A 24835-nucleotide genomic window follows, 5' to 3' on the forward strand; every position below is an offset into this window, starting at 1 on the left:
CAGGCGGATACTCATCCCATCCGCGCCGACCGTCTCGGCCGGGGAATCGACATGCACAGCACCCCTGCTCTCGCCCCTGAAACGACCATCGCCATCGTCGGCGCCGGCCGTCTCGGCGGCGTACTCGCACGGGCCCTGCGCGCCGCGGGATTCGTCGTCGTCGGCCCGCTCCGCCGCGAAGACCGGGCTCCGGATGCCGACATCGCGCTGCTCTGCATTCCGGACTCCGCCATCCCCGCGGTGGCGTTCGCCGTGCGACCGCATGCGCGGCTCGTCGCCCACGTGTCGGGCGCGACGCCGCTCACCGACGTCGACTTCAGCCTCCACCCGCTGCAGACCTTCACAGGCAAGGAATCAGCCGAGGTCTTCCACGGCATCGGCGTCGCTATCGACGGCCGCACACCCGAGGCGCTCGACGTGGCCGAGCAGCTCGCGCGGGCGCTGGGGGCGAACCCGTTCCACGTCGACGACGCCCACCGTGCGGAGTATCACGCCGCAGCATCCTTCGCCTCGAACTTCGTACTCACTGTGCTCGATGCGGCCGAACACCTCGCGAAGGATGCCCGAGTCGATCGCTCCCACCTCGCACCACTCGTGCGTCAGACGGTCGAGAACTGGCTGGTGTCCGGCGCGGCATCCGCTCTCACCGGGCCGATCGCGCGCGGCGACGAAGCGACCGTGGCACGGCAGCGCGCAGCATCCGGCGACTACCGAGACCTCTTCGATGCACTCGCCACCGCCACCCGCGCGGTCGCCGGCCGCGCGCCACAGACGACCGCCGACCACGTCGCCACCACCGAGGAGCCCGAGGCATGAGAATCCTCCGTACGATCGCCGAGGTGCGAGCCGCGGTCCGCGACGCCAATGCGGCAGGCAAGTCCGTCGGGCTCGTCCCCACGATGGGCGCCTTCCACGAGGGGCACCTCTCGCTCATGCGTGCGGCGCGTGAGCAGAACGGACTCGTCGTCGTCTCTCTCTTCGTCAACCCGACCCAGTTCGCCGCGAACGAAGACCTCAGCACCTATCCGCGCGACGAGGCCCGCGACGCTGCGCTCGCCGAGTCTGAGGGCGTCGACATCCTGTTCGCCCCCGCGCCCGCCGAGATCTACCCCGACGGCTTCGCCACGAACATCCACGTCGCGGGCATCACCGAGGTGCTCGACGGCGCGAGCCGCGGACCCCACCACTTCGACGGCGTCGCCACTGTCGTCACCAAGCTGTTCGGCATCGTGCAGCCCGACGTCGCCTACTTCGGTCAGAAGGATGCGCAGCAGGTGCTCGTCGTCCGCCGGGTCGTGCGCGACCTCGACCTCGACGTGCGCATCGAGGCCTGCCCGATCGTGCGCGAACCCGACGGACTCGCCATGAGCTCGCGCAACGTCTACCTCGACGTGGATGCTCGCGCCCAGGCGACCGCGCTCAACCGCGCCCTCGACGCCGCCGACGCGGCGCACCGATCGGGGGAGGGCATCCTGTCTGCAGCTCAAGCTGTTCTCGCCGAGGCAGGGATCGAGGCCGAGTACCTGGAACTCCGGGATGCCGAGAGCCTGCAGCCCGTGACGGCCGTCGAACGAGACGCACTTCTGCTCGTCGCTGCCCGTGTGGGAGCTGCCCGACTGATCGACAACCACCTGCTGAGAGGGGTAGCCCGATGAGCGCCCACGCCGCCCCGACCAAGCGCCTGACCCTGGGCGATCTGGCCTCGAAGAAGCAGGCCGGCGAGCCGATCGTCATGGTCACCGCGTACGACTTCCCGAGCGCGCAGATCGTCGAAGAGGCGGGCGTCGACATGGTGCTCGTCGGCGACTCGGCCGCGATGACCGTGCTCGGCTATGACAGCACCGTGCCCGTCACGATCGACGAGATGCTCATGCTCACGAAGGCCGTGCGCCGCGGACTCGAGAAGCCGCTGCTCGTCGGCGACCTGCCCTTCGGCTCGTACGAGGCATCGGACGAGCTCGCCCTCGCCACCGCGCAGCGCTTCATCAAGGAGGCGGGCGTCGACCTCATCAAGATCGAGCGCGGCGGCACGACGGTCGACCGCGCCCGCGCGCTGGTGAACGCCGGCATCCCCGTGGTCGGACATGTCGGGCTGACCCCGCAGACCGCGACATCCCTCGGCGGATACCGCGCCCAGGGACGCACCGCCGACGCCGCCCTCGCCGTGATCGACGACGCCCTCGCGCTGCAGGATGCCGGAGTCTCGGTGCTCGTGATCGAAGCGGTGCCGTCGGAGGTCACCGCCGCGCTCGCGCCTCTGCTGCGCATTCCGCTGATCGGCATCGGAGCGGGAGCGGATGCCGACGGCCAGGTGCTCGTCTTCCACGACCTGCTCGGCATCTACGCCGGCGGCGTCGCCAAGTTCGTCAAGCGCTATGCCGATGTGCGGGGAGTGTCGGTCGCCGGAGTTCAGGCGTATGCCGAGGAGGTGCGCGACGGGTCGTATCCCGCGCCCGAGCACGGGTACGGGATGCCCGAGGCTGAGGCCGCGCGGTTGCGGGAGCTGCTCGCGGAGCGGTAGGTCGCGACAGCATCCGGAGTCCGCTTTACTCCGCCCGGCGCACCCGCAGCACCAGCGCGATGAGCGCGAGCACGATGACCGCGACCCCGTATCCGACGCAGACGGTGCCGAGCCCGAACACGCCGACGAGGGTTCCGGCGACGACCGCCGGAACTCCGAACGCGAGGTAGGCGAGCAGGTAGATCACGGCGAACGTGTCGGCGCGGTCGGTCGCGGGGATGCGCGGTGCGAGCGAGGCGACGACCCCCGAGAAGGCGGTGCCGAATCCCATGCCGGTGATGGCGGTCGCGGCGAGATAGAAGGGGAGCGACTCCGCCGAGAGGGCCCAGAGCGACAGGGCGGTTCCCGTCGCGAGCGCCGCGGTGCCGAAGATCACGGACGTGCGCGGCATCCGGTTGCGGAAGATAAATGCCGTGATCGCGCCGATTCCCGCGAGCATCGCGACCGCGAGTCCCTGCCAGACGTGCGCTTCCCCGCCGAGCTCGGTGCGCACGATGTTCGCGCCGAGTGAGAGAAAGAGTCCACCGGTCGCCCACCCGGCGATGATCGCGGGGGCGCCTCGCCAGAAGTCCGAGCGGATGCCGGCCGGCACCGACAGCCGGAAACTCAGCGATGCCAGTGCTCCCGGTCGAAGCGGTGCGGTCTCGGGTGCGAGGAAGAAGAGCGCGGCGAGCACGATGTAGACGACGGTCAGCGGCGCGAACACGTCGAGCAGCGGCTGGCCGGTCAGGTCGAGAGCGATGCCCGAGATCAGCGCGCCGAGGGCGAGGCCGATGCCGGGGCTGAGGGCGTTCCACAGGGCGGCGACCCGCGAGCGTCCCCCGGGAGCGAGGTCCAACGCTGCGGCCGACAGGGCGGCGATGAGCACGCCACTCGCCGCGCCCTGCAGGATGCGCGCGAGCATGAGCGTCGCGACGCTGTCGGCATGCCAGAAGAGCAGCATGCTCGCGGCGAGCAGCAGGAGTCCGCCGATCGCGACGGGACGGCGTCCGACGTGGTCGGACAGTGACCCGGCGGTGAGCAGCGCGAGCAGCAGAGCGATCGCGTACACGGCGAACACGGCGCTGATCACGATCGCGTCGAACCCGATCTCGGCCGCGAGCACCGGGTAGAAGGGCGACGGCGCGCTCGCCCCCATCATCATCGCGATCTGCGTGACGATCGCCAGCGCGAAGCCGAAGCGCGGGCGGCGGATCGGCGCGGCCGTCGTCGTGGCGATCGGTGACGTGATGGTCATCTGTGCTCCCGCGGGTCTGGGTCGAGTCCGAGGCATCGAACGAGTTGAGTTCGAGAATCATCGAACTATCGGAGCGTACTCGCCTTCCGGCGATTGTTCAACTATTCTCGAACCATGCCAGGCGACCTTCCGCATCCGGATCGTTCCGAGATCCAGCTCACCGAGGTGCTCTTCGCGCTCAGTGACCCCGAGCGCCTGGCCATCGCGCGACAGCTCGTCGACGGCCCCCTCGACATGGCCGAGTGCCACGCGACCGACCCGAATCTCCCCAAGTCGACCAAGTCGCACTTCATGAAGGTGCTGCGCGAAGCGGGCGTCATCCGCAACGAACCCAACGGGCGGCGACGGATGCTGACGCTCCGCCGCGACGAGCTCGACTCGCTCTTCCCGGGACTGTTGGACTCCGTTCTTCGGGCCTGAACTCGACGCGGTCGTAGGTGCTCCCTGGCATTCTCATGCCCAGAGGAGTGAGCTGGCGTGCCGATCGCAGACATAGTCGCGCCTTCGATAGTCCGTCTGCAATGATCAGAATGTCCACGTCGGTGCAGAATTCCCGAATTTTGGCATATTCGCATATTGGAATCTTTTGATCATTGTCGCGCTGATCAGTCGGTGCCGCCGGATCGCATATTGCATCTGATGAGTTTCTCCTTTTACGGTATTGAGAACCGCATGACGCGGGAAATGCGAACACAAAGGAGTAGCAATGAACGGCATGCTTGAGATGACCACCGTCGACCGCTTCGGCGACCTGCTCGGCGCGATCAGTGCTCTCGAGAACTCGGAGCCGGGACGCCAGGCGCTCGAGTCGCTCGCGAGCTACGAGTCGGCTGGATGAGTTGATGACGGCGGCGGCGGACCGCCGTCCGTCGCCGCCGTTGCACCGCCGATCGAAGTAGGGGGATAGATGACCGACTATCTGGAAGTCCGTGAGGATGTAATAGCGAAATTCGGTGTCGCATCCCAGGCGCACGCTGCTGTGGAATATACGCGGCTGATTGATCTGATTGCACACGGATATGTGAACTCGGATGACCTGCGGCGCGAAGTGGATGAGCAACTTGAGATTGTCGATCTCCTTATCGAAGGATCTATATCTGCGCGCGGCGTCGACTTCGTGACGCACGATCCGATCAGCGGGCAATTGCGCTTCACCCAGACGCCGCAAGCGGGTCCCCCATCTCATGCGATCTCTTCGCCACTGCGTCTCACTCGTCAGACGCTGAAGACCCTTCCCAGTGGGTCACACTTCATCTACGTCCTCAGCACAGAGGACTCTCTGCTGATCGAGCCGACACCCCTCACTACTTCCGACCTCTTCTTCCCCGAAGCCGACAGCGTCCGCAATCGGGTTCGGCATCCCCAGCTTCTGGGGGCGGATGCCCCGGTGCTCGGTGCGGGTGAGATATGTGTGTTCCATTCCGCGGGGGCACCGTATGCAGCGTTGATCAACAATCGATCCGGTCATTTCCGCCCGCCGCCGCTCTCGCTCGAACGGGTCAGGCAAGCCGTGTGCCGGGAGCTGTCGTTGCCTGCCGACGCAGTCGTGGAGGTGCGCGTTGGCGCTTATGGGCGACAGTAGAAGTCACTGGAGGGCTGGCGCCTACGCTCTCGAACACGAAATCGTGGTCTCTGGCTCGGTTTCGTCGAGTGATCTACGAGACCTGCGATGGGTGCCCAAGCAGATGGACGAGTCCATCTCCTTCTGCTTCGACGAACCGAGCGGGAGCCTCGCGGCCAGGGGGATCCTCGTGAGTCTCTATGGGCTCACGAGTTCACCCGCGTTCGGTCTCCGACTGCGGCTGAAGGAGGCGCTTGTCTGGAACGAAGGATGGCGGCATGGCGTATCGATCACGATGCCGGTGGAGAGTCGGCAGGCGATAGCGGTCGGCGACCTGCAACGGTTCGCTGGAACGTACGTGGCTGATTCCCTCGAGCGCCATGTGAATGACCTCGGTGCGGTGTCCTGTCGGGCATCGGTCTCGCAGACTCGGAAACGGTGGCTCTCGCAGGACCCGGAATCGTCTGAGTTCCTCACCCTTTCGCAGGACACTGTCACCTTTGAGACCGCCTCGTCCGCGACGACGAACAACTTCGTAGAGATCTCCACATACGAGTGGCCGATCCGCAGCAGCTACCTCTCAGAACAGGTGCACGACACCCTGCGCGCAATCGGTGGAAGTGGCGTCAGATCGAAGATCCAGTGGTTCCTGGAAAGAGGAAAAGCGTGAGCGACACGACCACGTCCACTCGTGCCTTCAGGCCGGCGTACTTCTGGATAGCGCAGGTGTGCAGCTGGGCCGGTACGAGCCTTCAAGCCGCCATCGTTCCGCTGTGGCTTTTCGCGATGACCGGTTCCACGCAGTTGGCTCTCGGCGGATTCGTCGCAGATGCCTTGAGTCGTGCGATCTTCGGCCCTCTCATCGGTGGCTTCGTCGCCCGGTTGTCCGCTCGTCGGGCGCTGATCGTGGCCGATTCAGTCGGCGCGTGTGTCGCGCTGTTCGTGGCTGTCGTCGTGACGGGCCCGGAGCGAGCCCCGATCGTCTACCTCGCCGTGCCTGCGCTGTCTCTGGTCGTCTTGATGAATCAGATCGCGTTCCAATCCCTGGTCCCGCAACTCGTCGCCGCGGAGCGTTTGAGCACAGTGAACGGCCGATATCAGGCTGCGCTGTCACTGCTGAGCGTTGTCACGCCGGCCGCCGGCGCGCTGGCGGCGGCAACAGTCGATTGGAGGTGGCTGGTGGCGGCGAATGGCGTGTCGTTCTTGCTTTCGCTGGTTCTCACCGTGGTTGCTCTGCCGGTCACCTTGTGCGCTGGCGATGCAGGACCTGCCGGAGCAGGTCATCCGTTGGCCCATCTGGCGGCGAACGCCCGGAGAGCGATGTCCGGGACGGCGGGACGCTACATCCTGGTCGAAGCTGCGCTCTTCGCCGCGTTCGGAGGGTCTCAGTCACTCCTGTTCGGATTCGCGCTGGAGAGGGGCCAGAAGGAAGGCAGCGTCGCCTTGGCTGCGCTGCTCCTGGCTTCAGGGGTCGGGATGATCCTGGGGGGATTGGCCCTGCAGAGGCTGGGCGATTCTCCTCGTCTCAATCTGCTGCTCGTCGGGCTCCTGTCCGGACTCGGTCCCGCACTTGTCGTCGTCGGCGGCATCTCCGGCGCGCTGTGGCTCGGAGTTCTCGGTGCCGGACTCATCGGTGCCAGCGGAAATCTCCTGATCGGCGGGATCACCATCGTCGTGCAGAAGTCGACGACAGACGCCGATCGTCCGACGACTCTCGGCTTCCGGAAGGGCATCAGCAGCCTGAGCCAACTGCTGAGCTACCTGTGGACGCTCGGCCTGGCGTCGATCCTCGGGTTCTCCATCGTCTACCCGCTGGCTGGTGCCCTGGCATGCATCGCGGTGTTCACGGGTGTGGCTCTGATCTCGAGAGGAGCGATCGATGCCGGTTGAGATTAGCGAGCGCCTCGCCGACAACGGAGGGCGTCTCATCAGTGCCCCGATGCGGGGTACGCCCAGTTTCGCGATCTTCGTCTCATTGCGCGTCGGATCCAGAGATGACCCGCACGATACCAACGGCATAGCTCACCTGCTCGAGCATCTCGCATTCAAGGGGACCACGACGCGTCCGACGGCTGCAGACGTGGCGCGAGACCTGGACAGGGTGGGGGCTGACTTCAACGCGTTCACCGGCCGCGAGTGGATGTCGTTCTACGTGCGGTGCGCCTCTGAAGACGCTGCGGTTGCGATCGAGGTCCTCTTCGACATGCTGGTCAACAGCACGTTCAGCGAGGACGACGTCGAGCGCGAGAAAGCCGTCGTGTGCGAAGAGCTGCGATTGAATTCGGCCGATCTCCGCGGCCGTGTGGACGATTTGATGCACGCCGTGATGTTCGCGGGCACTGGTCTTGCCCGACCGGTCGGGGGGACCGTCGCCGACGTGGCACGCATCCAACGCCCTGCGGTCGTGCGGTTCGTCGAGGGCGCGTTCCATGCGGACAACATCGTCGTCGGGTTGGCGGGGACATTCTCGGAGCACGACGAGGATCGGGCTTTCTCGCTCCTAGAAGATATCCCGGGCGTCCCCCGAACACGCGCACGGGTCCACGCCCGCGGGGGCATGCGTTCGCATGGTGAGATCGAGCTGGTCGGTGAACAGGTCGACAGCGAGCTGGTGCACATCGCCTATTCAATGCGCGGCTGGGAAGCCTCGAACGAGAACCGGTACGCGGTCGGGTTGTTGCACACGACCCTCGGCGGCGGTCTGGGTTCCCGCTTGTTCCGCAGCCTGCGCCAAGACCGTGGGTTGTCGTATTACGTCGGTGCGGATCACTCGACCTATCGAGACGCGGGCGCGCTGAATGTGCGCGCTGCAGTCCAGCCGGAACGGGTGCACGAGACCATCGAGGTGATCACAGAAGAACTCGCGGACACTGCGCGTGAGCTCCATGACGACGAGGTCAGACGCGCAGCGAGCTATTCCCGAGGACGATTGCTGCTCGGGGTGAGTGATCCACGGGGGATGCTCTTGTTTCTGCTTCGCCGCGCCTGTACCGACGGCGCCTGGGAAGATCCATGGACCGTCGGTGAGTCGTTGATGAAGGTAACCCGGGCCAGTGTGCTCGAGGCGCTCGAGCAACTCCTGCAGCAGCCGCCCACCGTCTTTCTCGTCGGTGATGAGCTCCCCCCGGGGGTCGTTTCTGCGTCTGATGCGGGACGGGCGAGTCGAGGTCGTGTCGGAACTTCATCGCTCGGGGCGACCGAGGCGTGAACAAGAGGCAGTGCTGAGTCGATGGCGGGTGAGGGGCGTGAGCCCGAAAACGTCTGGGATGAGCTCGTCTGGCGAGGCCTGATCCATGTGTCCACCGATCGGGAGGAACTACGGGCTCTGCTCTCGGAGCCGCCGGTCGTGTACTACTGCGGGTTCGATCCGACGGCGCCGAGCCTGCATCTCGGGCACCTCGTGCAGCTGCTCACGATGAGGCGCCTACAGCTCGCGGGACACCGACCTGTGGGACTGGTCGGCGGCTCCACGGGGCTCATCGGAGATCCTCGTCCGACGGCTGAGCGCACCTTGCACTCTCGGGCGACGGTGGCGGAGTGGGTGGAGAAGCTGAAGTCGCAGCTTGAGCGCTACCTGAGTTTCGAAGGCGACAACTCCGCCCGCATCGTCGACAACCTCGCCTGGACAGCCCCGCTGTCGGCGCTCGACTACCTTCGTGAGATCGGCACGCACTATCGCGTGGGGACGATGTTGAAGAAGGACGCAGTGAGTTCTCGCCTCGCGTCCGCCGAGGGGATCAGCTACACGGAGTTCAGCTATCAGATCCTGCAGGGTCTGGACTTCCTCGAGCTCCATCGGCAGCTCGGGTGCGTCCTGCAGACCGGTGGTGCGGACCAATGGGGCAACCTCATGAGCGGTACGGCTCTCATACGTCGGGTCGAGGGGAAGTCGGTGCACGCTTTCGGCACACCGCTGATCACGAACAGCGATGGCACGAAGTTCGGCAAGAGCGAGGGCAATGCGATCTGGTTGGACGCTGACATGTGCAGCCCGCATTCGTTCTATCGGTTCTGGCTCGACACGGATGACTCCGACGTGATCGAGCGTCTCAAGATCTTCACATTCCTCAGTCGTTCCGAGATCGAGGAGTTCGAGGATGCGGTCGCGACGGATGCACCCGACCGAGCCGCTCAGAAACGTCTCGCTCTCGAGGTGACCACCCAGGTTCACGGGTCGGCGGCGACAAAGACGGCGATTCGACGCGTCCGCGACAGTTCTCGCTAGGAGGAATCGCCGAAGCTCAGCGGAAGTACGACGCCCCGTTGAGGTCGAGCACGGTCCCCGACGCCCATACGGCAGTGGGCGAGGTGAGGTAGGCGACGGCATCCGCCACCTCTTCGGGAGTGCCCACGCGACCGAACGGACTCTGCCCGCGGATGCTGTCGCCCTGCTCGCCCTCGAGCTTCGCCGACTGACGCTCGGTCGCGACCATTCCCGGCGCGATCGACGTGACCGAGATGCCATGAGGCGCGAGCACCAGCGCCATCGATTGTCCGAACGCCTGCAGTCCCGCCTTCGTCGCGGCGTACGCGGGGTGATCGGCCTCGCCGCGGAATGCGCCGCGCGACCCGACGTTGACGATCGCTCCACCGGCGCCGCGCTCGATCATGTGCTGCGCCACCAGCATCGTCACGTTCGACGCACCGAGCAGGTTCACCGAGACCATCGAAGACCACGCGGCCTGCCATTCGGCGAACGACGTCGAATCGACGCGGTGCTCGTTCGCGGCGCTCGGCGCGACGGCCGCATTGTTCACCAGGATGTCGAGAGAGCCCAGGGCGGCGATAGCCTCGTCGACCACTCGCTGCGCCTCGACCGGGTCGCCGATGTCGCCGCCCGCGAGAGCATGTCCCGAGCCCTCGAGCGAGGCGAGTGTCTCCTCTGCCGCGGCGCGATCCCGGCCGTAGTGCACGACGACCCGATCGCCTCTGCGCGCGAATGCCTGGGCGACAGCGCGACCGATGCCGCGCGAACTGCCCGTGATCAGTGCGTGCGCCATCTCAGGATGCGACCTGCACTCGTCCGATCGTGCGCGCCGGCGGCTCGATCTCCGCCCACACCGAGTCCAGCGAGAGGTGCAGCACGCCGGCGATGGCCGCGATCGTCGAGAACGCGGGAGTGGCCACGCGACCGGACTCGATCTTGCGCAGCGTCTCGGGTGAGACCCCGGCGTCGAGAGCGACGCTCAGCATCGATCGCTCGCCGCGCGCTCGCCGCAGCAGGGCGCCGAGACGCTCGCCTCGTTCGACCTCGGCGGGGGTGAGCGGCATCCGAACCATCATGTGCCGATTCTAATACCGGGATAGTATTACCGGGATAGTTATTGGAACCACAGCGACCCGGATGCGGAGAGCACCATGATCGAGATCCTCACCAGCGACGAACTGGCCAGGGCGAGGGATGCCGGGGCGCTCGTCGGCAGCATCCTGCAGTCTCTGAAAGAGCGTACGAGGGTCGGCGTGAACCTCCTCGATCTCGACCGCTGGACCCAGCAGATGATCGAGGATGCCGGCGCCGAGTCCTGCTACGTCGACTACGCCCCGTCGTTCGGCCGCGGACCTTTCGGCCACTATGTCTGCACTGCGGTCAACGACGCGGTGCTGCACGGGATGCCGCACGACTATGCCCTCGCCGACGGCGACCTGCTCACGCTCGACCTCGCGGTCACGCTGCGCGGGATCTCGGCCGATGCCGCGATCAGCTTCGTGGTCGGAACCGCCAGGGCGCCGGAGGATCTCGCGATGATCGACGTGACCGAGCGTGCGCTCGCCGCGGCCATCGCCGTCGCCCGTCCGGGAGCCCGCATCGGCGACCTCTCGCATGCGATCGGCACGGTGCTCAGCAACGCGGGGTACCCGATCAACCTCGAGTTCGGCGGCCACGGCATCGGATCGAGCATGCACCAGGATCCACACATCGCGAACGACGGGCGCCCCGGTCGTGGCTACACGCTGCGCCCCGGTCTGCTGCTCGCCCTCGAACCGTGGGTCATGGCCGACACCGACGAGCTGATCACCGACGATGACGGCTGGACCCTGCGCAGCGCGACCGGCTGCCGCACCGCCCACACCGAGCACACGATCGCGATCACACAAGACGGGGCGGAAATCCTCACGCTCCCGCGCTGAAGCAGAGTCGACACACGCCCGCGCCCGCCGAGAACCGCACGCTCACTTCGTGCGCGAAGCGCTCCGCGAACCACCCCGAACTCGACGCACCGCGCGCCCGGCCAGATCCTTCAACCGTCCGCCGGGCCACTGGCGTCGCAACTCGACAGCGCCGCCGCGGCCCGCGACCGGAGTGCAGGTGCGCCCGGCGAGCAGCGGGGAGTGTCCGGCGGCGGCGAGCGTCGCCGCATCCGCCGTGAGGGGAACGTCGAAGGTCCATCCGGCCCTCCGGACGGTCACGAACAGCCTCGCGCCGCGCGACTCGTCATCGGGTCCGAAGACCTTCAGCGGGTCGATCGCGAGCGGGATGGCTCCGAGGTTCCGGGGCTTCACGCGTGCCACGCGGCGCTCGACTCCCGCGGCCTTGTCGCGCAGCACGAGCTCGACCCGGTCGTTCTGCAGCTCGCGCCCCGCTTCGAGCAGGCCGGTGGGCAGGCCGTCCATCGCCACGGGGAGCGAGGTCAGCACACCGGTGCCCGGTTCGACGACGAGAGCATCCTGCCCCTCGCGGGTGATCGACACGGCAACCGTCAGATACAGCCCGCCACCCCGCGACCATCGTGCCGAGGTCACGACGGCCCGGCAGGTCGTCTCGACCTCGAACCGAGCGAAGGTCACCAGATCCGCACGGCGGTCGGCCCGCAGCAGCGCGGCCCTGATGCGATTCGGGAATGACAGTCCCCCGTCGACCCCCGGTCCGAACCGACGCTGCGCGAGCGGGCCGACGACGTCGAGCAGCCGCTCGCGGTATTCGTCGGGGTACGCGAGGAACTTCTTGCCCGTCAGACGCTTCAGGATCTTGCCGCGGAACCAGTGCCGCAGCAGTCGATCGCGCAGTCGCCCGGGCTCGGTGTACCGCTCGACCAGGTCGAGCACGGCCTCGAGGTGCGGGAAGTACGACTCCGGATCGATCCGCGACGAGCTCGCGCTGCCTGCGTGCTTGACCCACGCGTAACAGGGCTGGCTCGCGAGGATCGAGATGGTCGACGCCTCGAAGTAGGCCCGCATCACGAACAGGTGATCCTCGAGCCGCACCTTGCCCTCGGGGAAGCGGATGCGGTGCTCGCGCAGGAATGCCGTGCGGAACATCTTGTGCGGCGTGAGCATCTCGAGCAGCGGATCCTCGCCGAGCTTCGCCTGGGGCACATCGTGACGGAAGATCCGGGTCGGCAGCGGACGCCCGATCCCGACCTCCTTGCCCACGATGACGTCGGAGCCGTGCTGGTCGGCGTAGTCGCACAGCGCCTCGAGCGCACCGGGGTACAGCCAGTCATCCTGGTCGACGAACTGGATGTAGGTCCCTCGCGCTTCATCGATGCCGTGGTTGCGAGGCGTGCCCGGCCATCCGGAATGCGGCAGGAACGCCACGCGCAGGTAGTCCCGATCGCGGGCGACCTCGACCAATCGCGCCGCGGTCTCCTTGCCCGATCCGTCGTCGCACAGCAGCACCTCGAACCGCGAACGATCGAGCGTCTGGGCGTCGAACGAGGCGATGAGTTCGTCGAACGCCGCACCCGGCTTGAACACGGGGACGACCACGCTCACTCGGATCGAAGTGGACGCGGGCGGAACGGCAGACGAATTCGACATCGACGGCAGTCAAACACTGAGAGCTATGCGGTGCACGGGGCTTGCGCTCAGGCGCGAATGCATGCAGGGAGAAGTCAGCGGCCGCGTTCGTGCGCCTCCGCGCGAGAACGCAGGAACGCCGCGACATCCTGATCGTCGGCGAGTGCGATCGCCCTCGCGTACGCATCCCTCGCATCCGCGCCTGCCTCTGCGAGCAGCTCGGCCTTCGCCGCCCAGTAGGGCTGGAACCCCTCGGCATCGGGCGGAAGCGCGTCGAGTCCCGACTCGGGCCCCTCGATGCGCGCCGTCACCACGGCGGCCGCCACCCGGGCCCCGAGAGTCGGCGCGACCGCGAGCAGCGCGGAGTACAGCATCCGCAGCGCCTCCCAGTCGGTGCGGCCCGTTCGGCGACGGTCGCAGTGCACCGCCTGGATCGCCGCCTCCAGCTGGAACCTCCCCGGCGCGTCCGCAGGCTGCGCTCGCCGCAGATACGTCTCGCCCTCGGCGATCAGTGCGGCATCCCACGACCCGGGATCCTGCTCGTCCAGCGGCACGAACTCCCGCGATCGCCGCGCCAGCGTCAGCGTCGTGAGAGCCGCGAGACCCCACGCCTCAGGCTCGTCCTCGAGCAGCCCGGCGAGGGTCGCGGCGAGATACTGCGCCTCGCCCGCGAGCGAATCGCTGTCTCCTCTCCACGCCAGCGCGGCGCACCCGTACACGGCTTCGAGCACCGCGGGCAGCCGCTCGGGCATCGCTCGCCGATCGGGAACCGCGAACGGGATGCGGGCGTCTTTGATGCGCCTCTTCGCCCGCACCAGCCGCTGCGCCATCGCGGCCGGTGGCACCGCGAACGCCCGGGCGATGTCAGCCGACTCGAAGCCGAGCACAGCCTGCAGCATCAGCGGAGCGCGCACCGCCGGATCGATCGCCGGATGCGCGCATACGAACAGCAGCTCGAGCCGCTTGTCGCCGATCGCCAGCGGATCGTGCTCGGCGAACGGATCGTCGCGTGCACTCTCCTCGTCGAGAGGAGCGGATGCTTTCGCCGCAGCCGACTTCCACACGTCGCGCAGTCTGTTCCTGGCCACGGTCAACAGCCACCCTTCCGGGTTGTCGGGCACACCGGCATCCGGCCAGCGTCGTAATGCCTCTTCGAACGCTCCCGACAGGGAGTCCTCCGCGAGTGCGAGGTCACCCGAGCGGGCAGCGAGCAGCGCGACGAGCCGGCCATAGGAGGTCCGCGCCGCGCTCTCGGCGGCGGCTCGGACCTCCTCGGGGATCATCGGTTCGGCATCCAGACGCCGTCGACGGTGAAGACGGCGCCGGGCCGGACCTCGACCGTGCCCCAGAATGCGGGAGGCGCCTGTCGGGCGAGCCCGATCGCCGCGTCGAGATCGGCGACGTCGATCACGACCGTCCCGCCGAGCTGCTCCTTGGTGTCGGCGAACGGGCCGTCCTGCACCTGCAGTTCTCCCTCGCGCACCCGCACCGTGGTGCTCACGGCTGACGGCTGCAGGACCTCGGCGGAGATCAGCACCCCCGCCGACTGCAGGGTGGCGGCGTAGCTCGCGAATGCGGCCCGTCCTTCTGCGAGCGCGTCGGCGCCCAGAGTCTCGGCGTCGAGCTCTTCGTAGTGCAACAGCAGTGTGTAGCGCATGGTCTCTTCCTCACTGTTCGACGGTCAGCGTACAGAGGGATGAAGATCGAGCATCAGGTCGATCGACACATCCGCCGAAGTTTCTTCAGAACCGAAACTCCCACCCGCCACTCAGCCTTAACGATATATCGTTGACTATCGCTCACCACTTCCGGGAGGTCATCATGAACAACGCATTCCCCTTCGGCACCGGCGCAGGCAACGGCGCAGGCAACACCGACAACCCGCTGGGCGGCATCTTCGGATCCGGCGGCTTCGGCGGATCCAACGGCCCGGCCGGCACCCTCTTCGACGCACTCGACCAGCTGCGCAAGTCGTTCGAGCAGCGTCCGTCCGGCGGCACCCGCATGGCCAAGGGCGACGTCCGCGCCGCGGTGCTCTCGCTCCTCGCCGAGAAGCCGATGCACGGCTACCAGATCATCAATGAGATCGCCGAGCGCAGTGGCGGCTCGTGGAAGCCGAGCGCAGGCTCGGTCTACCCGACGCTGCAGCTGCTCGCCGACGAGGGCCTGATCGAGGCCGAAGAGCAGAACGGTCGCAAGACCTACTCGCTCACCGAGGCCGGCCGTGCGGTCGCGACCGAGACCACCGAGGCGCCGGCACCCTGGGAGTCGAGCTCGACGAAGGACGGTCACCGCAACGATCCCCGCTTCACGGCTCTGCCCAAGGCGGGCGTCGACCTCGCAGCGGCAGCCGCGCAGGTGGGCCGCAGCGGATCGCCTGAGCAGGTGCAGGCGGCGATCGAGATCCTCGACGACGCCCGCCGTAGGCTGTACTCGATCCTCGCTCAGGACTGATCGCACACGACCCAGGGACGACACATGACGGATGCTGCGGCGCAGGGCGCCCATCGTGCCCGGTACCGCCGCATCCTCTCCTTCGCGGCGCGTGAATTCCTCAAGATCTGGTGGTTCGAGCTCGTCCTGCCCAAGTTCGGCCTGAGCTCCGTCGCGGAGCGCACCCGGGCGCCGCGCATGCAGCGCTTCGCGAAGCGCTTCCATGTGCTCGCGGTCGAGCTCGGCGGCCTCATGATCAAGGTCGGTCAGTTCATGTCGTCGCGCCTCGACGTGCTGCCGCCCGAGATCACCAAGGAGCTCGAGGGCCTGCAGGACGAGGTTCCCGCGGTGCCCTTCGCCGGCATCCGCGCGGCCGCCGAGGCCGAGCTCGGGATGCCGCTCGAGCAGGCCTACGCCTGGTTCGACGAGACGCCGGTGGCCGCGGCATCCCTGGGTCAGGCGCATCGCGCCCGTCTCGCAGCGCAGGATGCCGTCGACACCGGCCTCGGCAACGTGGTCGTCAAGGTGCAGCGACCCGGCATCGACGAGATCGTCGCGGTCGACCTCGCCGCGCTCCGCCGTGTCGCCCGCTGGCTGACGCGCGTGCGCCTCGTCGCCGACCGCGTCGACGCGCCCGGGCTCGTCGAGGAGTTCGCGCAGACGAGCCTCGAAGAGATCGACTACCTGCATGAGGCGGCCAGCGCCGAGCGGTTCCGCGAGAACTTCGCGGGAGACGCCCGCGTCGACGCTCCCGAGATCGTCTGGGAGCGGTCGACCCGCCGCGTGCTCACGCTGTCGGACGTCACGGCCATCAAGATCAACGACACGGATGCTCTGCGCGCAGCGGGCATCGATCCGTCGGAGGTCGCCGACGTGTTCGCCGAGGTCATGTTCGACCAGGTGTTCACGCACAGCTTCGTGCACGCCGACCCTCACCCCGGCAACATCTTCGTGACGCCGGAGGCGGCATCCACCACCGGTCGCAACTTCCGGCTCACCTTCATCGACTTCGGCATGATGGCCGAGGTGCCTGCCAGCCTTCGCGACGGTCTGCGCATGCTGCTCATCGCGGTCGCCGGTCGTGACAGCAAGGGACTCGTGGCAGCCGCTCAGGAGATCGGCGTGCTGCTGCCCTCGGCAGACACCGCCGAGCTCGAACGCGCACTGCGGGCGCTGTTCGCGCGCTTCGGCGGCATGGGCTTCGCCGAGCTCAGCAAGGTCGACCCGCGGGAGTTCGCGGACTTCGCCGACGAGTTCGGCGACATGGTGCGCTCGCTCCCGCTGCAGCTGCCCGAGAACATGCTGCTGCTGATCCGCGCGGTCTCGCTGACCTCGGGCATGTGCTCGAGCCTCGACCCGACCTTCAACGTGTGGGATGCCGCGGAGCCCTACGCCGGGCGTCTGCTGCGCGACGAGTCCGGCAACCTCATGCAGGAGATGGCCCAGCAAGCCATGGAGACCGCCGCCGTCACCTATCGCCTTCCCAAGCGGATCGACGCGATCATCACCCGCGTCGACGACGGCAACGTCACGTTCGACACATCCCGCCTCGAGCGTCGCCTCGACCGGCTCGAGGGCATCGCCCGCCGCATCGGATCCGGCGTGCTGTTCGCCGCGATGCTCGTCGGAGGGGCGCTGCTTGTGCCCTCGATCCCGCCGCTCGGCATCACCCTCCTCTGCGTCTCGGCGCTGCCCCTGCTGCACTCGGTCTTCGGCGGGCGTCGCCAGCGCTGAGGGGCCTCCCACCCCGGCCGCAGTATGCCGGCATGGGAGAATGGGTTCTCATGGACACTCCGGACGATAAGACGCCCCCGAGGAACGACGCTCCGAAGACCACCACCGCCGCAGTCCGGCAGGCCGCGAAGGCCACCGAGACCGCTCAGAAGATCGTCCGTGACATCGCCGCCGTGCCGCCGCGCGGCGTGCATCCGGCGCTCGTTCCCGGTGTCGCGGTCGAAGAGACGGGCCGCACCTACCGCACCGACCCTCTGGTGTTCGGCCTCGCCGTCGCACTGACCGTCGCGTTCATCGCGTGGGGCGTGTTCGCGGGCGACAACCTCTCGGGCACCACCTCCACGGTGCTCGCCTGGGTCGTGGAGTACTTCGGCTTCTTCTTCACGACGATCGCCACCGTCATCCTGGTCTTCATGCTGTTCATCGGCTTCAGCCGCTACGGACGCATCCCGCTGGGCCGAGACGACGAAGAGCCCGAGTTCTCGATGTTCTCGTGGATCTCGATGCTGTTCGCCGCCGGCATGGGCATCGGCCTCGTCTTCTGGGGCGCCGCCGAGCCGCTCACCTTCTTCGAGAACCCGCCTCCGGGCACCGTCGAGGCCAACACGCTCGACGCGATGCACACCGCTCAGGCGCAGGTGCTCTACCACTGGGGGCCGCAGGCGTGGGCGTTCTACGCGCTCGTCGGTGGTGCGATCGCGTACGGCGCATTCCGCCGCGGACGCACCCCGCTGATCTCGTCGATCTTCGCCCCGCTGCTCGGAGAGGGCCGCACGACCGGACCCCTCGGCCGCACGATCGACATCTTCTCGATCATCGTCACGCTCTTCGGCACGGCGGCCTCGCTCGGCCTCGGCGCGCTGCAGATCGGCCACGGCGTCGAGATCGTCAGCGGCATCGGCGAGCTCGGCAACGGCGTGCTCATCGCCGCGATCGCCGTGCTCACCGCGTGCTTCATCGCATCCGCCGTGTCGGGTGTCTCGAAGGGCATCCGCGCGCTGTCGAACATCAACGCGGTCGTGGCCCTGCTGCTCGCGTTCTTCGTGTTCTTCGTCGGTCCGACGCTGCTGATCCTCAACGTCATCCCCTCGGTCGCCGTGCAGTTCCTCGGCGACCTGCCCGAGATGGTCGCCCGCTCGGCCTCGCAGGGCGACGAGGCGCAGATGTTCCTGTCGAGCTGGACGATCTTCTACTGGGCGTGGTGGATCTCGTGGTCGCCGTTCGTCGGCATGTTCATCGCCAAGATCTCGCGCGGCCGCACGCTCCGCCAGTTCGTGTCGGTCGTCATCGTCGTGCCCGCCGTCATCTCGCTCATCTGGTTCGCGATCTTCGGCACGACGGCCATCCAGCAGCAGATGGACGGCGCGAACCTCACTGTCGATCCGCCCGAGGAAGTGCTCTTCGGCGTGCTCGAGAACCTGCCGTTCCCGCTGATCACCAGCATCGTGCTGATCCTGCTGATCGCGATCTTCTTCATCACCGGGGCCGATTCCGCATCGCTCGTCATGGGCACGCTGTCGCAGCAGGGGCGTCCAGAGCCGTCGCGCTGGGTCGCGGTCGTCTGGGGTGTGCTGGTCGGAGTCATCGCCGCCGTGCTGCTCGTCACCGGCGAAGAGGGCAGCGGACTCAAGTCGCTGCAGAACGTCACCATCATCGCCGCCCTGCCGTTCGCGGTGATCATGACGTTCATGATGGTCGCGTTCATGAAGGACCTCCGGCGCGATCCGCTGATCCTGCGTGACCGGTATGCCCGCATGGCCGTGCGCCACAGCGTCATGGCGGGGCTCGAGGAGTACGGCGACGACTTCGCCCTCGTGCCCGTCGAGTACGACCACTCCGAAGACGACCTCGCCTGGATCGACGAAGCCGACGTCGACGACAGCCTCGCCGAGGTCTACGCGACCGCGACCGAGGCGATCGACATCATCCCGGATGCCGGGGCGATAGAGGCCTCGGACGCCGAATCGGGTGCCGGTGCGGGGGCGGGTGCGGGTGCCGACCGCTCGGGAGCCGACCCTTCCGGCCTCGCCGAGCGCCCTTCCTGACCCCGGGTGCGTGACTGACCCCGCATCGGGCTTCGATCCGGCGCGGGGTCAACAACGCATCCCGATCGCCCGTTTCCGGTGCGTGACTGACCCCGGGTGCGGCGGTGGATGCTGAACCGACCCCGCCTGCGGAGCCAGTGGGTGCTCGGGCCGTTAGGCGGTTCAGGCAGCGGCGGTCGTCTCGGCAGAATCCGCACCGGCACCCGCACCCGCACCGGGCGCGACAGTCTCGACCGGAACAGCGGCCGCGTCGGTGATCCGGGCTGCCATGCCCGCGAAGATGAACCCGTGGAACGGCAGCACGCCGAGCCAGTACAGGCGTCCGGCGAGCCCGCGGGGGAAGAACACGGCGCGCTGCTCGTAGCGCGATCCCTCGCCGTCCGGCAGCGCCCGCAGCTCGAGCCATGCCTCTCCCGGCACCTTCATCTCGGCGCGCAGGCGCAGCAGTCCGCCGCTCGCGGGGGAGGAGTCGGTCGCGCGCCCCGGTTCCTCGACGGCTTCGACGCGCCAGAAGTCGATCGCGTCGCCGACGCGGGCCTCGACCTTGCTGCGCCTTCCACGGCGAAGTCCCACGCCTCCGACGAGGCGGTCCATCCAGCCGCGCACTGCCCACAGGAACTTCGACGAGTACCAGCCGTTCGATCCGCCGATGCCGATGATCACACGCCACAGGCCGTCGACCGGCGCTGCCGTCTTCAGTTTGCGGGTGTCGGTGAAGACGGTGCGTCCGGCCCAGTCGGGGTCGCTCGGCAGCGGGTCGCTCGGTGCGCCAGAGACCTCGGCATCCTGCCAGCTCGTCTCGATCGTGTCGGCGTCGAGACGCCCCAGCGCCATCGACACGGCCTTGCGGTAGGGCGTCAGCCCGCCCGCGGGCTTCGGGATCAGATCGTCGATCGCATGGTCCTTCACGATGCACTCGTTCTGCAGCGACGCGACGAGCGGGCGAGCGATCGATCGCGGAACCGGCGTCACGAGGTTCACCCAGTGCGAGGCCAGGCCGGGAGTCAGCACCGGCAGAGCCGCGATCGCCCGCTGGCGCAGACCCGCCTCGAGCGCGTACCCGTTCATCATCTGCCCGTACCGCAGCACGTCGGGGCCGCCGATGTCGACCGCGCGATTGACGTCGGCATCCACCCGCGCAGCCCCGAGCAGGTAGTGCAGCACGTCGCGGACGGCGATCGGCTGGATGCGGTTGCGCACCCACTTCGGCGCCGGCATGTACGGCAGCACGTCGGTGAGGTGGCGGATCATCTCGAAGGATGCCGAGCCCGAGCCGATCACGACACCGGCCTGCAGCACCAGCGAAGGCACGCCGGATTCGAGGAAGATCTCGCCCACGCGCACGCGGGACCGCAGGTGAGGCGAGAGCTTCGCATCCTCGGGATGCAGCCCGCCCAGGTAGACGATCCTGCGCACACCTGCGGCAGCCGCAGCATCCGCCACCGTCGTCGCCGCGCGCTCGTCGCTCTCCTCGAACCCCTTGCCGGCGGTCATCGAGTGGATCAGGTAGTAGACGACATCGACATCCTTCATGGCTTCGGCCACGGCATCCGCGTCATCGGCCGAGCCCTCGACGATCTCGCACTCCGAGCCCCAGGGGAAGGATGCCGCGCGCGCGGCGTCTCTGGCGAGCGTTCGCACCCGGTATCCGGCGTTCAGCAGGCGCGGAGTGAGGCGGCCGCCGATGTATCCGGTGGCTCCGAGGACAAGCGCGCGGGGCGCCGATCCATCCTCGCGGGGGAGTGCGCGCAGGGCCTCTTCGTGCCCTGTGGGCTGGGTGAGCTCGGTCATGTCTTGAGCGTAAGCGCAATGCCTGAATATTTCGCTAGGGTGACAACTCACTAGTTCACCTAGTAATCTTTGTCGTGAGGAAGGTGATCATGTCCAGAGCAACGAATTCCCCCAGACGCGTCTCCCCAGGATCTTTCGACGCGACGTCTGCGCTCTCGACGGCGGTCAGTCTCGCACCGCTCCCCGCCAGCGAGGCCGTGGGGCGCGCGACCGGTATCGGCCGCGCGCCCCTGGTCACCAAGAAATCTCCGACGTGGCAGACCGTAGGCATCGTCGGGCTCATCGCCCTGATCGCCGCCGCCACACTGCCGCTGCTCGCTCAGATCCTCGCACTTCCGCTGTGACCACACGGCCGCAGCCGCCCAGACCAACTGAAGACCGCCGCTGATAAGAGAAAGGATCCCCCATGGGACTCGATGACAAGATCAAGAACGCCGCACAGGACCTCGCCGGCAAGGCGAAGGAGGCCGCCGGCAAGGTGACCGACAACGAGAAGCTCGAGGCGGAGGGCCGTGCCGACCAGGCGAAGGCCAACGTCAAGAAGGCTGGCGAGAACGTCAAGGACGCTTTCAACAACTGAGACCAGCAACACAGTGCGGGGAGGCGGCGACAGCCGCCTCCCCGCCGTCTGTCCGGCCCGGCCTACGAGGCTGTTCCGGCGCGAGAGAGAAGATGACTGCATGTCCGATCCATTGAAGACCGAGAATCTGACCCTGTGGCAGCGACTGCTCCGTCGCCTGCGACCGGCCAAGGCGGATGAACTGCGGCGGCTCACCGTCGAGGACGTCACGGTCGTCGACCGCCCGATGCTCCGTCGCGCCGTCGCGGGCACCGTGGTCGGCAACCTCATGGAGTGGTACGACATCGGCGTCTACGGCTACCTCGCCGTGATCATCGGGCGCGCGTTCCTGCCCGACGCCTCGGCCGGTGCGCAGTCGCTGTTCTCGCTCGGCGTCTTCGCCGTGACGTTCGTGGCGCGTCCGCTCGGCGGCATCGTGCTCGGCCAGCTCGGTGACCGCATGGGTCGCCAGCGCGTGCTCGCGTTCACACTCATCATGATGGCCGCGGCGACGTTCCTCATCGGCGTGCTGCCCGACTTCTCGGTGATCGGCGTCTGGGCGCCCATCCTGCTGATCGTCCTCAAGCTCGCGCAGGGCTTCTCGACCGGTGGCGAGTACGCCGGTGCCACGACGTTCATCACTGAATACGCCCCCGACAAGCGCCGTGGCTTCTACGCCTCGCTGCTCGACCTCGGATCGTACATGGGCTTCGCCATCGGTGCCGCGTTCGTCTCGATCCTGCAGCTCACACTCTCGGCCGAGGTCATGCAGGGCTTCGCCTGGCGCATCCCGTTCCTCGTCGCCCTGCCGCTCGGACTGATCGCGATCTACTTCCGACTCAAGATCGAGGACACCCCCGCCTTCCAGGAGGCGCAGGACGCTGCGCAGCGCTCGGCCGACGACGCCAAGGCCTCGGCGGATGCTCCCAAGGGCGTCATCGCGCTGATCCGCGCGTACTGGCGCGAGCTGCTCACGGCCTTCGTGCTCGTGGCCGCCGCGAACACGGTCGGCTACGCCCTCACGTCCTACATGCCGACGTACCTGACCGGAACCCTCGGCTACGACGAGGTGCACGGCACGCTGCTCACGCTCCCCGTGCTCGTGGCGATGGCGCTCTGCATCCCGCTCACCGGCAGGCTGTCCGACCGCATCGGACGCAAGAAGGTGCTGTTCATCGGATCGATCTCGGCGATCGTGCTGGCCGTGCCGTCGTTCCTGTTCATGATGCACGGCGAGATCTGGTCGACTCTGCTCGGTCTCGTGCTGCTCGCGTTCCCGGTGACGTTCTACGTCGCGAACCTCGCGTCGTCGCTGCCGGCGCTCTTCCCGACGTCGTCGCGCTACGGCGGCATGGGCATCTCGTACAACCTCGCGGTCGCGCTGTTCGCGGGTACGGCTCCGGTGGTGATGGAGGCGCTCGTGCAGCTGACCGGGTCGTCGCTGGCACCCGCGTTCTACGTGATCGGCACCTCGATCGCCGGCTTCATCGCCGTGGTCGTGCTCAAGGAGTCGGCACGCCGCCCGCTGCCCGGTGCCATGCCGAGCGTGCAGACCCACGAAGAAGCCGTCGAGCTCGTCGAGACCCAGGAGGAGAACCCCGACCTCGACCTCGACGAGCTCTTTCCCGAGCGCCTCGAGAACGAGGAGTACGTGGCAGAGCTGGCTGCGCAGGCGGAGCAGGACGCGCAGGCCGAGGGCCAGGCCGACACCGAGGGCCAGGCCGAGAAGGCCTGATCGACCTGACGGGTGGCCGGCCGATTCGCGGCCGGCCCTCGGCGGTCACTCGCCGGAGGACTCCGACTCCTCGTGCGAGCGGATGACGTCGCGCAGCTCCTGATCGAGATCGGATGCCTCTTCGATCGCCGAGGTCATGCCGGCGAGGAAGTGCGTGACGATGCCGCGCTCCTTGTCGCTCATCTCGTCGACGAGAGCGAGCATCCGCCGGTGCATCGCCCCGAGGGTCTCGCGCACCTCGTCGTCGCTGCTGACGGTCGGCACGACCACGCCGGCGCGGCGATCGGTGGGGTGCGGCTCGCGGCGGGCGTGCCCGCCCTTCTCGAGCCGGTCGATCAGAGTCGTCGTCGATGCGGTCGAGATGTCGAGCATGCGGGCGATATCGATCGGGCGCACGATGCGACCGGCTCGCTGCTCGCGCAGCAGAAAGCGCAGGGCCACCAGGTCGGTCTCGTTCATGCCCATCGACACGCGGGTGCGTGCCCGCATCGCGGTCTCGGCGGAACGGTAGCGACGCAGCATGTTCAGCACGTCGACCGTGCTGGCGGTGCTCGATTCGGGGTACCAGTAGCCGGAGCGGCCGAACTCCTCAGGCTTCTCCATCACGCCACCTCGCCGTCGTCGCTGCGCGCGTCTTCGCTCTCGCGTTCGTCGGACTCGCGGGAGAGCATCTCGATCGCGCCGGCTTCGACCTCTTCGGGCACGATCCGAAGGATGCCGCCAGTGATGGCGTCATGCTCGGCGGAGACGATCTGGTCGAGGCGCCACGAGGGGATGGACGGGAAGCGTTCCCGCAGGCGATCGAGCATGTCGGAGTACATGATGTACCCCGCATCCTCGAGTGTGAATCGCTCGACCATGTCTTCCCTTCCCGCAGGTATCCATCTTCGCATCCGAACAGAGTCCCTGGTCGCATTGTATTTCGCTAGTCAGCCTGGTTACCTTTTTGTCGAGTATCATGGACGAGTCAGGGGGTGACACATGGCAAGCAGAACCGAGCTGCAGACCACGGCCACCAAACTCGTCGCACGCGTCGATGAGCTTCGTCGCGCCGAGGCACAGTTGGGGCGTCGGCTGGCGGCCATGCGCGCGCCGAACGACACCGATCGCGAGGCGATGCGGTTCATCACGGATGCTCCGGCAGACGCACCGGCGACGCCGGGCAGCCTCGCCGCTCACCTGAACGTGAGCACGGCCGCCATCACGAGCCTGCTGCGTCGTCTGCAGGAGCGAGGGCAGATCGTCATCGCCCCGCACCCGGCTGATGCGCGGTCGAAGGTGCTGCGCCCGTCGTTGCGCGATCTGCACTCGCCCGCCGACGAGCTCACCCAGCGTGTCGAGTCGATCGCGAGCGAGTTCACGCCTGAGCAGACCGAGGCTGTGACCCGCTTCCTGCGCCGGCTCTCGGAGGAGATCAACGACCTTCCTTGAGTCTCGGCTGTGATTTAGCTAGGTAACCTAGTAATCTATTTATCAAGCGAA

General features: G+C 67.5%; 26 protein-coding genes and 1 pseudogene. 18 read left to right on the forward strand and 9 right to left on the reverse strand.

Annotation, left to right across the window (positions count from 1 at the left end):
* Nucleotides 1-51 precede the first annotated feature (51 nt).
* Genes OD997_RS13915 through panB form a run of 3 tightly spaced genes read left to right on the forward strand, consistent with a single transcriptional unit; the run spans nt 52 to nt 2521 of the window.
* Nucleotides 52-816, forward strand: a complete 765-nt coding sequence (locus OD997_RS13915; protein WP_434332102.1) for a Rossmann-like and DUF2520 domain-containing protein — start codon at nt 52-54, stop codon at nt 814-816.
* Nucleotides 813-1655, forward strand: a complete 843-nt coding sequence (gene panC / locus OD997_RS13920) for a pantoate--beta-alanine ligase (RefSeq protein WP_434332103.1) — start codon at nt 813-815, stop codon at nt 1653-1655. Before OD997_RS13915 ends, panC begins: the two co-directional genes overlap by 4 nt.
* Nucleotides 1652-2521 carry a 3-methyl-2-oxobutanoate hydroxymethyltransferase gene (gene panB, locus OD997_RS13925; protein ID WP_434332104.1) on the forward strand — a complete coding sequence of 290 codons (870 nt, stop codon included), beginning with the start codon at nt 1652-1654 and terminating at the stop codon, nt 2519-2521. The genes panC and panB overlap by 4 nt, the downstream gene beginning before the upstream one ends.
* Before the next feature lie 25 nt (nt 2522-2546).
* On the opposite strand, the gene OD997_RS13930 is transcribed toward panB, so the two are convergent.
* The gene (locus OD997_RS13930) at nt 2547-3758 is read right to left on the reverse strand and encodes an MFS transporter (protein WP_434332105.1); all 1212 of its coding nucleotides are present in this window, start codon (nt 3756-3758) and stop codon (nt 2547-2549) included.
* Between the two features lie 114 nt (nt 3759-3872).
* On the opposite strand from OD997_RS13930, the gene OD997_RS13935 reads away from it, so the two are divergent.
* The 7 genes and pseudogenes from OD997_RS13935 to tyrS all read left to right on the forward strand — a co-directional run.
* The gene (locus tag OD997_RS13935) at nt 3873-4178 is read left to right on the forward strand and encodes an ArsR/SmtB family transcription factor (RefSeq protein WP_434332106.1); all 306 of its coding nucleotides are present in this window, start codon (nt 3873-3875) and stop codon (nt 4176-4178) included.
* A 286-nt stretch (nt 4179-4464) separates the two neighbouring features.
* A complete protein-coding gene (locus OD997_RS13940) occupies nt 4465-4596 on the forward strand; it encodes a hypothetical protein (RefSeq protein ID WP_434332107.1) in 132 nt (43 codons plus the stop codon).
* 69 nt (nt 4597-4665) lie between these two features.
* The gene (locus OD997_RS13945) at nt 4666-5340 is read left to right on the forward strand and encodes a hypothetical protein (RefSeq protein ID WP_434332108.1); all 675 of its coding nucleotides are present in this window, start codon (nt 4666-4668) and stop codon (nt 5338-5340) included.
* Nucleotides 5341-5431: 91 nt separating this feature from the next.
* Nucleotides 5432-5989 carry a hypothetical protein gene (locus OD997_RS13950; protein ID WP_434332109.1) on the forward strand — a complete coding sequence of 186 codons (558 nt, stop codon included), beginning with the start codon at nt 5432-5434 and terminating at the stop codon, nt 5987-5989.
* Nucleotides 5875-7209, forward strand: a complete 1335-nt coding sequence (locus OD997_RS13955) for an MFS transporter (protein ID WP_434332110.1) — start codon at nt 5875-5877, stop codon at nt 7207-7209. Before OD997_RS13950 ends, OD997_RS13955 begins: the two co-directional genes overlap by 115 nt.
* A 49-nt stretch (nt 7210-7258) precedes the next feature.
* Nucleotides 7259-8527: a M16 family metallopeptidase gene (locus tag OD997_RS13960; protein WP_434332111.1), complete on the forward strand. Its 1269-nt coding sequence runs from the start codon at nt 7259-7261 to the stop codon at nt 8525-8527.
* Between the two features lie 21 nt (nt 8528-8548).
* A pseudogene (gene tyrS / locus OD997_RS13965) lies at nt 8549-9517 on the forward strand (tyrosine--tRNA ligase); the annotation flags it as partial.
* Nucleotides 9518-9560: 43 nt separating this feature from the next.
* Here the strand turns inward: tyrS and OD997_RS13970 are convergent.
* Entirely contained in the window at nt 9561-10319 is a 759-nt protein-coding gene (locus OD997_RS13970; RefSeq protein WP_434332112.1) for an SDR family NAD(P)-dependent oxidoreductase, read from the reverse strand.
* Between the two features lies 1 nt (nt 10320).
* Nucleotides 10321-10599: a helix-turn-helix domain-containing protein gene (locus tag OD997_RS13975; RefSeq protein WP_434332383.1), complete on the reverse strand. Its 279-nt coding sequence runs from the start codon at nt 10597-10599 to the stop codon at nt 10321-10323.
* 78 nt (nt 10600-10677) lie between these two features.
* Here OD997_RS13975 and map point away from each other — a divergent pair, with 78 nt between their 5' ends.
* Entirely contained in the window at nt 10678-11448 is a 771-nt protein-coding gene (gene map, locus OD997_RS13980) for a type I methionyl aminopeptidase (protein ID WP_434332113.1), read from the forward strand.
* Between the two features lie 42 nt (nt 11449-11490).
* Here map and OD997_RS13985 read toward each other — a convergent pair whose 3' ends face one another.
* The 3 genes from OD997_RS13985 to OD997_RS13995 all read right to left on the reverse strand — a co-directional run bounded on the left by OD997_RS13985 (nt 11491) and on the right by OD997_RS13995 (nt 14713).
* Nucleotides 11491-13032 carry a glycosyltransferase family 2 protein gene (locus OD997_RS13985; RefSeq protein WP_434332114.1) on the reverse strand — a complete coding sequence of 514 codons (1542 nt, stop codon included), beginning with the start codon at nt 13030-13032 and terminating at the stop codon, nt 11491-11493.
* A 119-nt stretch (nt 13033-13151) separates the two neighbouring features.
* Entirely contained in the window at nt 13152-14339 is a 1188-nt protein-coding gene (locus tag OD997_RS13990; RefSeq protein ID WP_434332115.1) for an RNA polymerase sigma factor, read from the reverse strand.
* A complete protein-coding gene (locus OD997_RS13995; RefSeq protein WP_434332116.1) occupies nt 14336-14713 on the reverse strand; it encodes a YciI family protein in 378 nt (125 codons plus the stop codon). The genes OD997_RS13990 and OD997_RS13995 overlap by 4 nt, the downstream gene beginning before the upstream one ends.
* 164 nt (nt 14714-14877) lie before the next feature.
* Between OD997_RS13995 and OD997_RS14000 the strand changes: the two genes are divergently transcribed.
* Genes OD997_RS14000 through OD997_RS14010 form a run of 3 tightly spaced genes read left to right on the forward strand, consistent with a single transcriptional unit; the run spans nt 14878 to nt 19268 of the window.
* Complete coding sequence (locus tag OD997_RS14000) at nt 14878-15510, forward strand: PadR family transcriptional regulator (RefSeq protein ID WP_434332117.1); 633 nt, start codon at nt 14878-14880, stop codon at nt 15508-15510.
* Nucleotides 15511-15534: 24 nt separating this feature from the next.
* Nucleotides 15535-17223: an ABC1 kinase family protein gene (locus OD997_RS14005; RefSeq protein ID WP_434332118.1), complete on the forward strand. Its 1689-nt coding sequence runs from the start codon at nt 15535-15537 to the stop codon at nt 17221-17223.
* A 50-nt stretch (nt 17224-17273) separates the two neighbouring features.
* Nucleotides 17274-19268 (forward strand): BCCT family transporter, encoded by a 1995-nt coding sequence (locus OD997_RS14010; RefSeq protein WP_434332119.1) that lies wholly within the window; start codon nt 17274-17276, stop codon nt 19266-19268.
* Nucleotides 19269-19430: 162 nt separating this feature from the next.
* Here the strand turns inward: OD997_RS14010 and OD997_RS14015 are convergent, their stop codons facing one another.
* Complete coding sequence (locus OD997_RS14015) at nt 19431-21059, reverse strand: SDR family oxidoreductase (protein ID WP_434332120.1); 1629 nt, start codon at nt 21057-21059, stop codon at nt 19431-19433.
* A gap of 89 nt (nt 21060-21148) precedes the next feature.
* Between OD997_RS14015 and OD997_RS14020 the strand changes: the two genes are divergently transcribed.
* The 3 genes from OD997_RS14020 (at nt 21149) to OD997_RS14030 (ending at nt 23353) form a co-directional block, all read left to right on the forward strand.
* On the forward strand, nt 21149-21403 hold the full coding sequence (locus OD997_RS14020; protein WP_434332121.1) for a hypothetical protein: 255 nt from the start codon (nt 21149-21151) through the stop codon (nt 21401-21403).
* 62 nt (nt 21404-21465) lie between these two features.
* Nucleotides 21466-21639, forward strand: coding sequence for a CsbD family protein (locus OD997_RS14025; protein WP_431074657.1), 174 nt, complete (start codon nt 21466-21468; stop codon nt 21637-21639).
* 100 nt (nt 21640-21739) lie between these two features.
* Nucleotides 21740-23353 carry an MFS transporter gene (locus tag OD997_RS14030; protein ID WP_434332122.1) on the forward strand — a complete coding sequence of 538 codons (1614 nt, stop codon included), beginning with the start codon at nt 21740-21742 and terminating at the stop codon, nt 23351-23353.
* Between the two features lie 45 nt (nt 23354-23398).
* On the opposite strand, the gene OD997_RS14035 is transcribed toward OD997_RS14030, so the two are convergent.
* Both OD997_RS14035 and OD997_RS14040 read right to left on the reverse strand, forming a co-directional pair.
* Nucleotides 23399-23956 (reverse strand): MarR family winged helix-turn-helix transcriptional regulator, encoded by a 558-nt coding sequence (locus OD997_RS14035; protein WP_434332123.1) that lies wholly within the window; start codon nt 23954-23956, stop codon nt 23399-23401.
* Nucleotides 23956-24213, reverse strand: coding sequence for a hypothetical protein (locus OD997_RS14040; RefSeq protein ID WP_434332124.1), 258 nt, complete (start codon nt 24211-24213; stop codon nt 23956-23958). The genes OD997_RS14035 and OD997_RS14040 overlap by 1 nt, the downstream gene beginning before the upstream one ends.
* Nucleotides 24214-24334: 121 nt before the next feature.
* Between OD997_RS14040 and OD997_RS14045 the strand changes: the two genes are divergently transcribed.
* Nucleotides 24335-24784 (forward strand): MarR family winged helix-turn-helix transcriptional regulator, encoded by a 450-nt coding sequence (locus OD997_RS14045; RefSeq protein WP_434332125.1) that lies wholly within the window; start codon nt 24335-24337, stop codon nt 24782-24784.
* Nucleotides 24785-24835 lie beyond the last annotated feature (51 nt).

The sequence above is a fragment of the Microbacterium sp. CGR1 genome, assembly GCF_051062835.1.
Classification (GTDB): Bacteria; Actinomycetota; Actinomycetes; order Actinomycetales; family Microbacteriaceae; genus Microbacterium.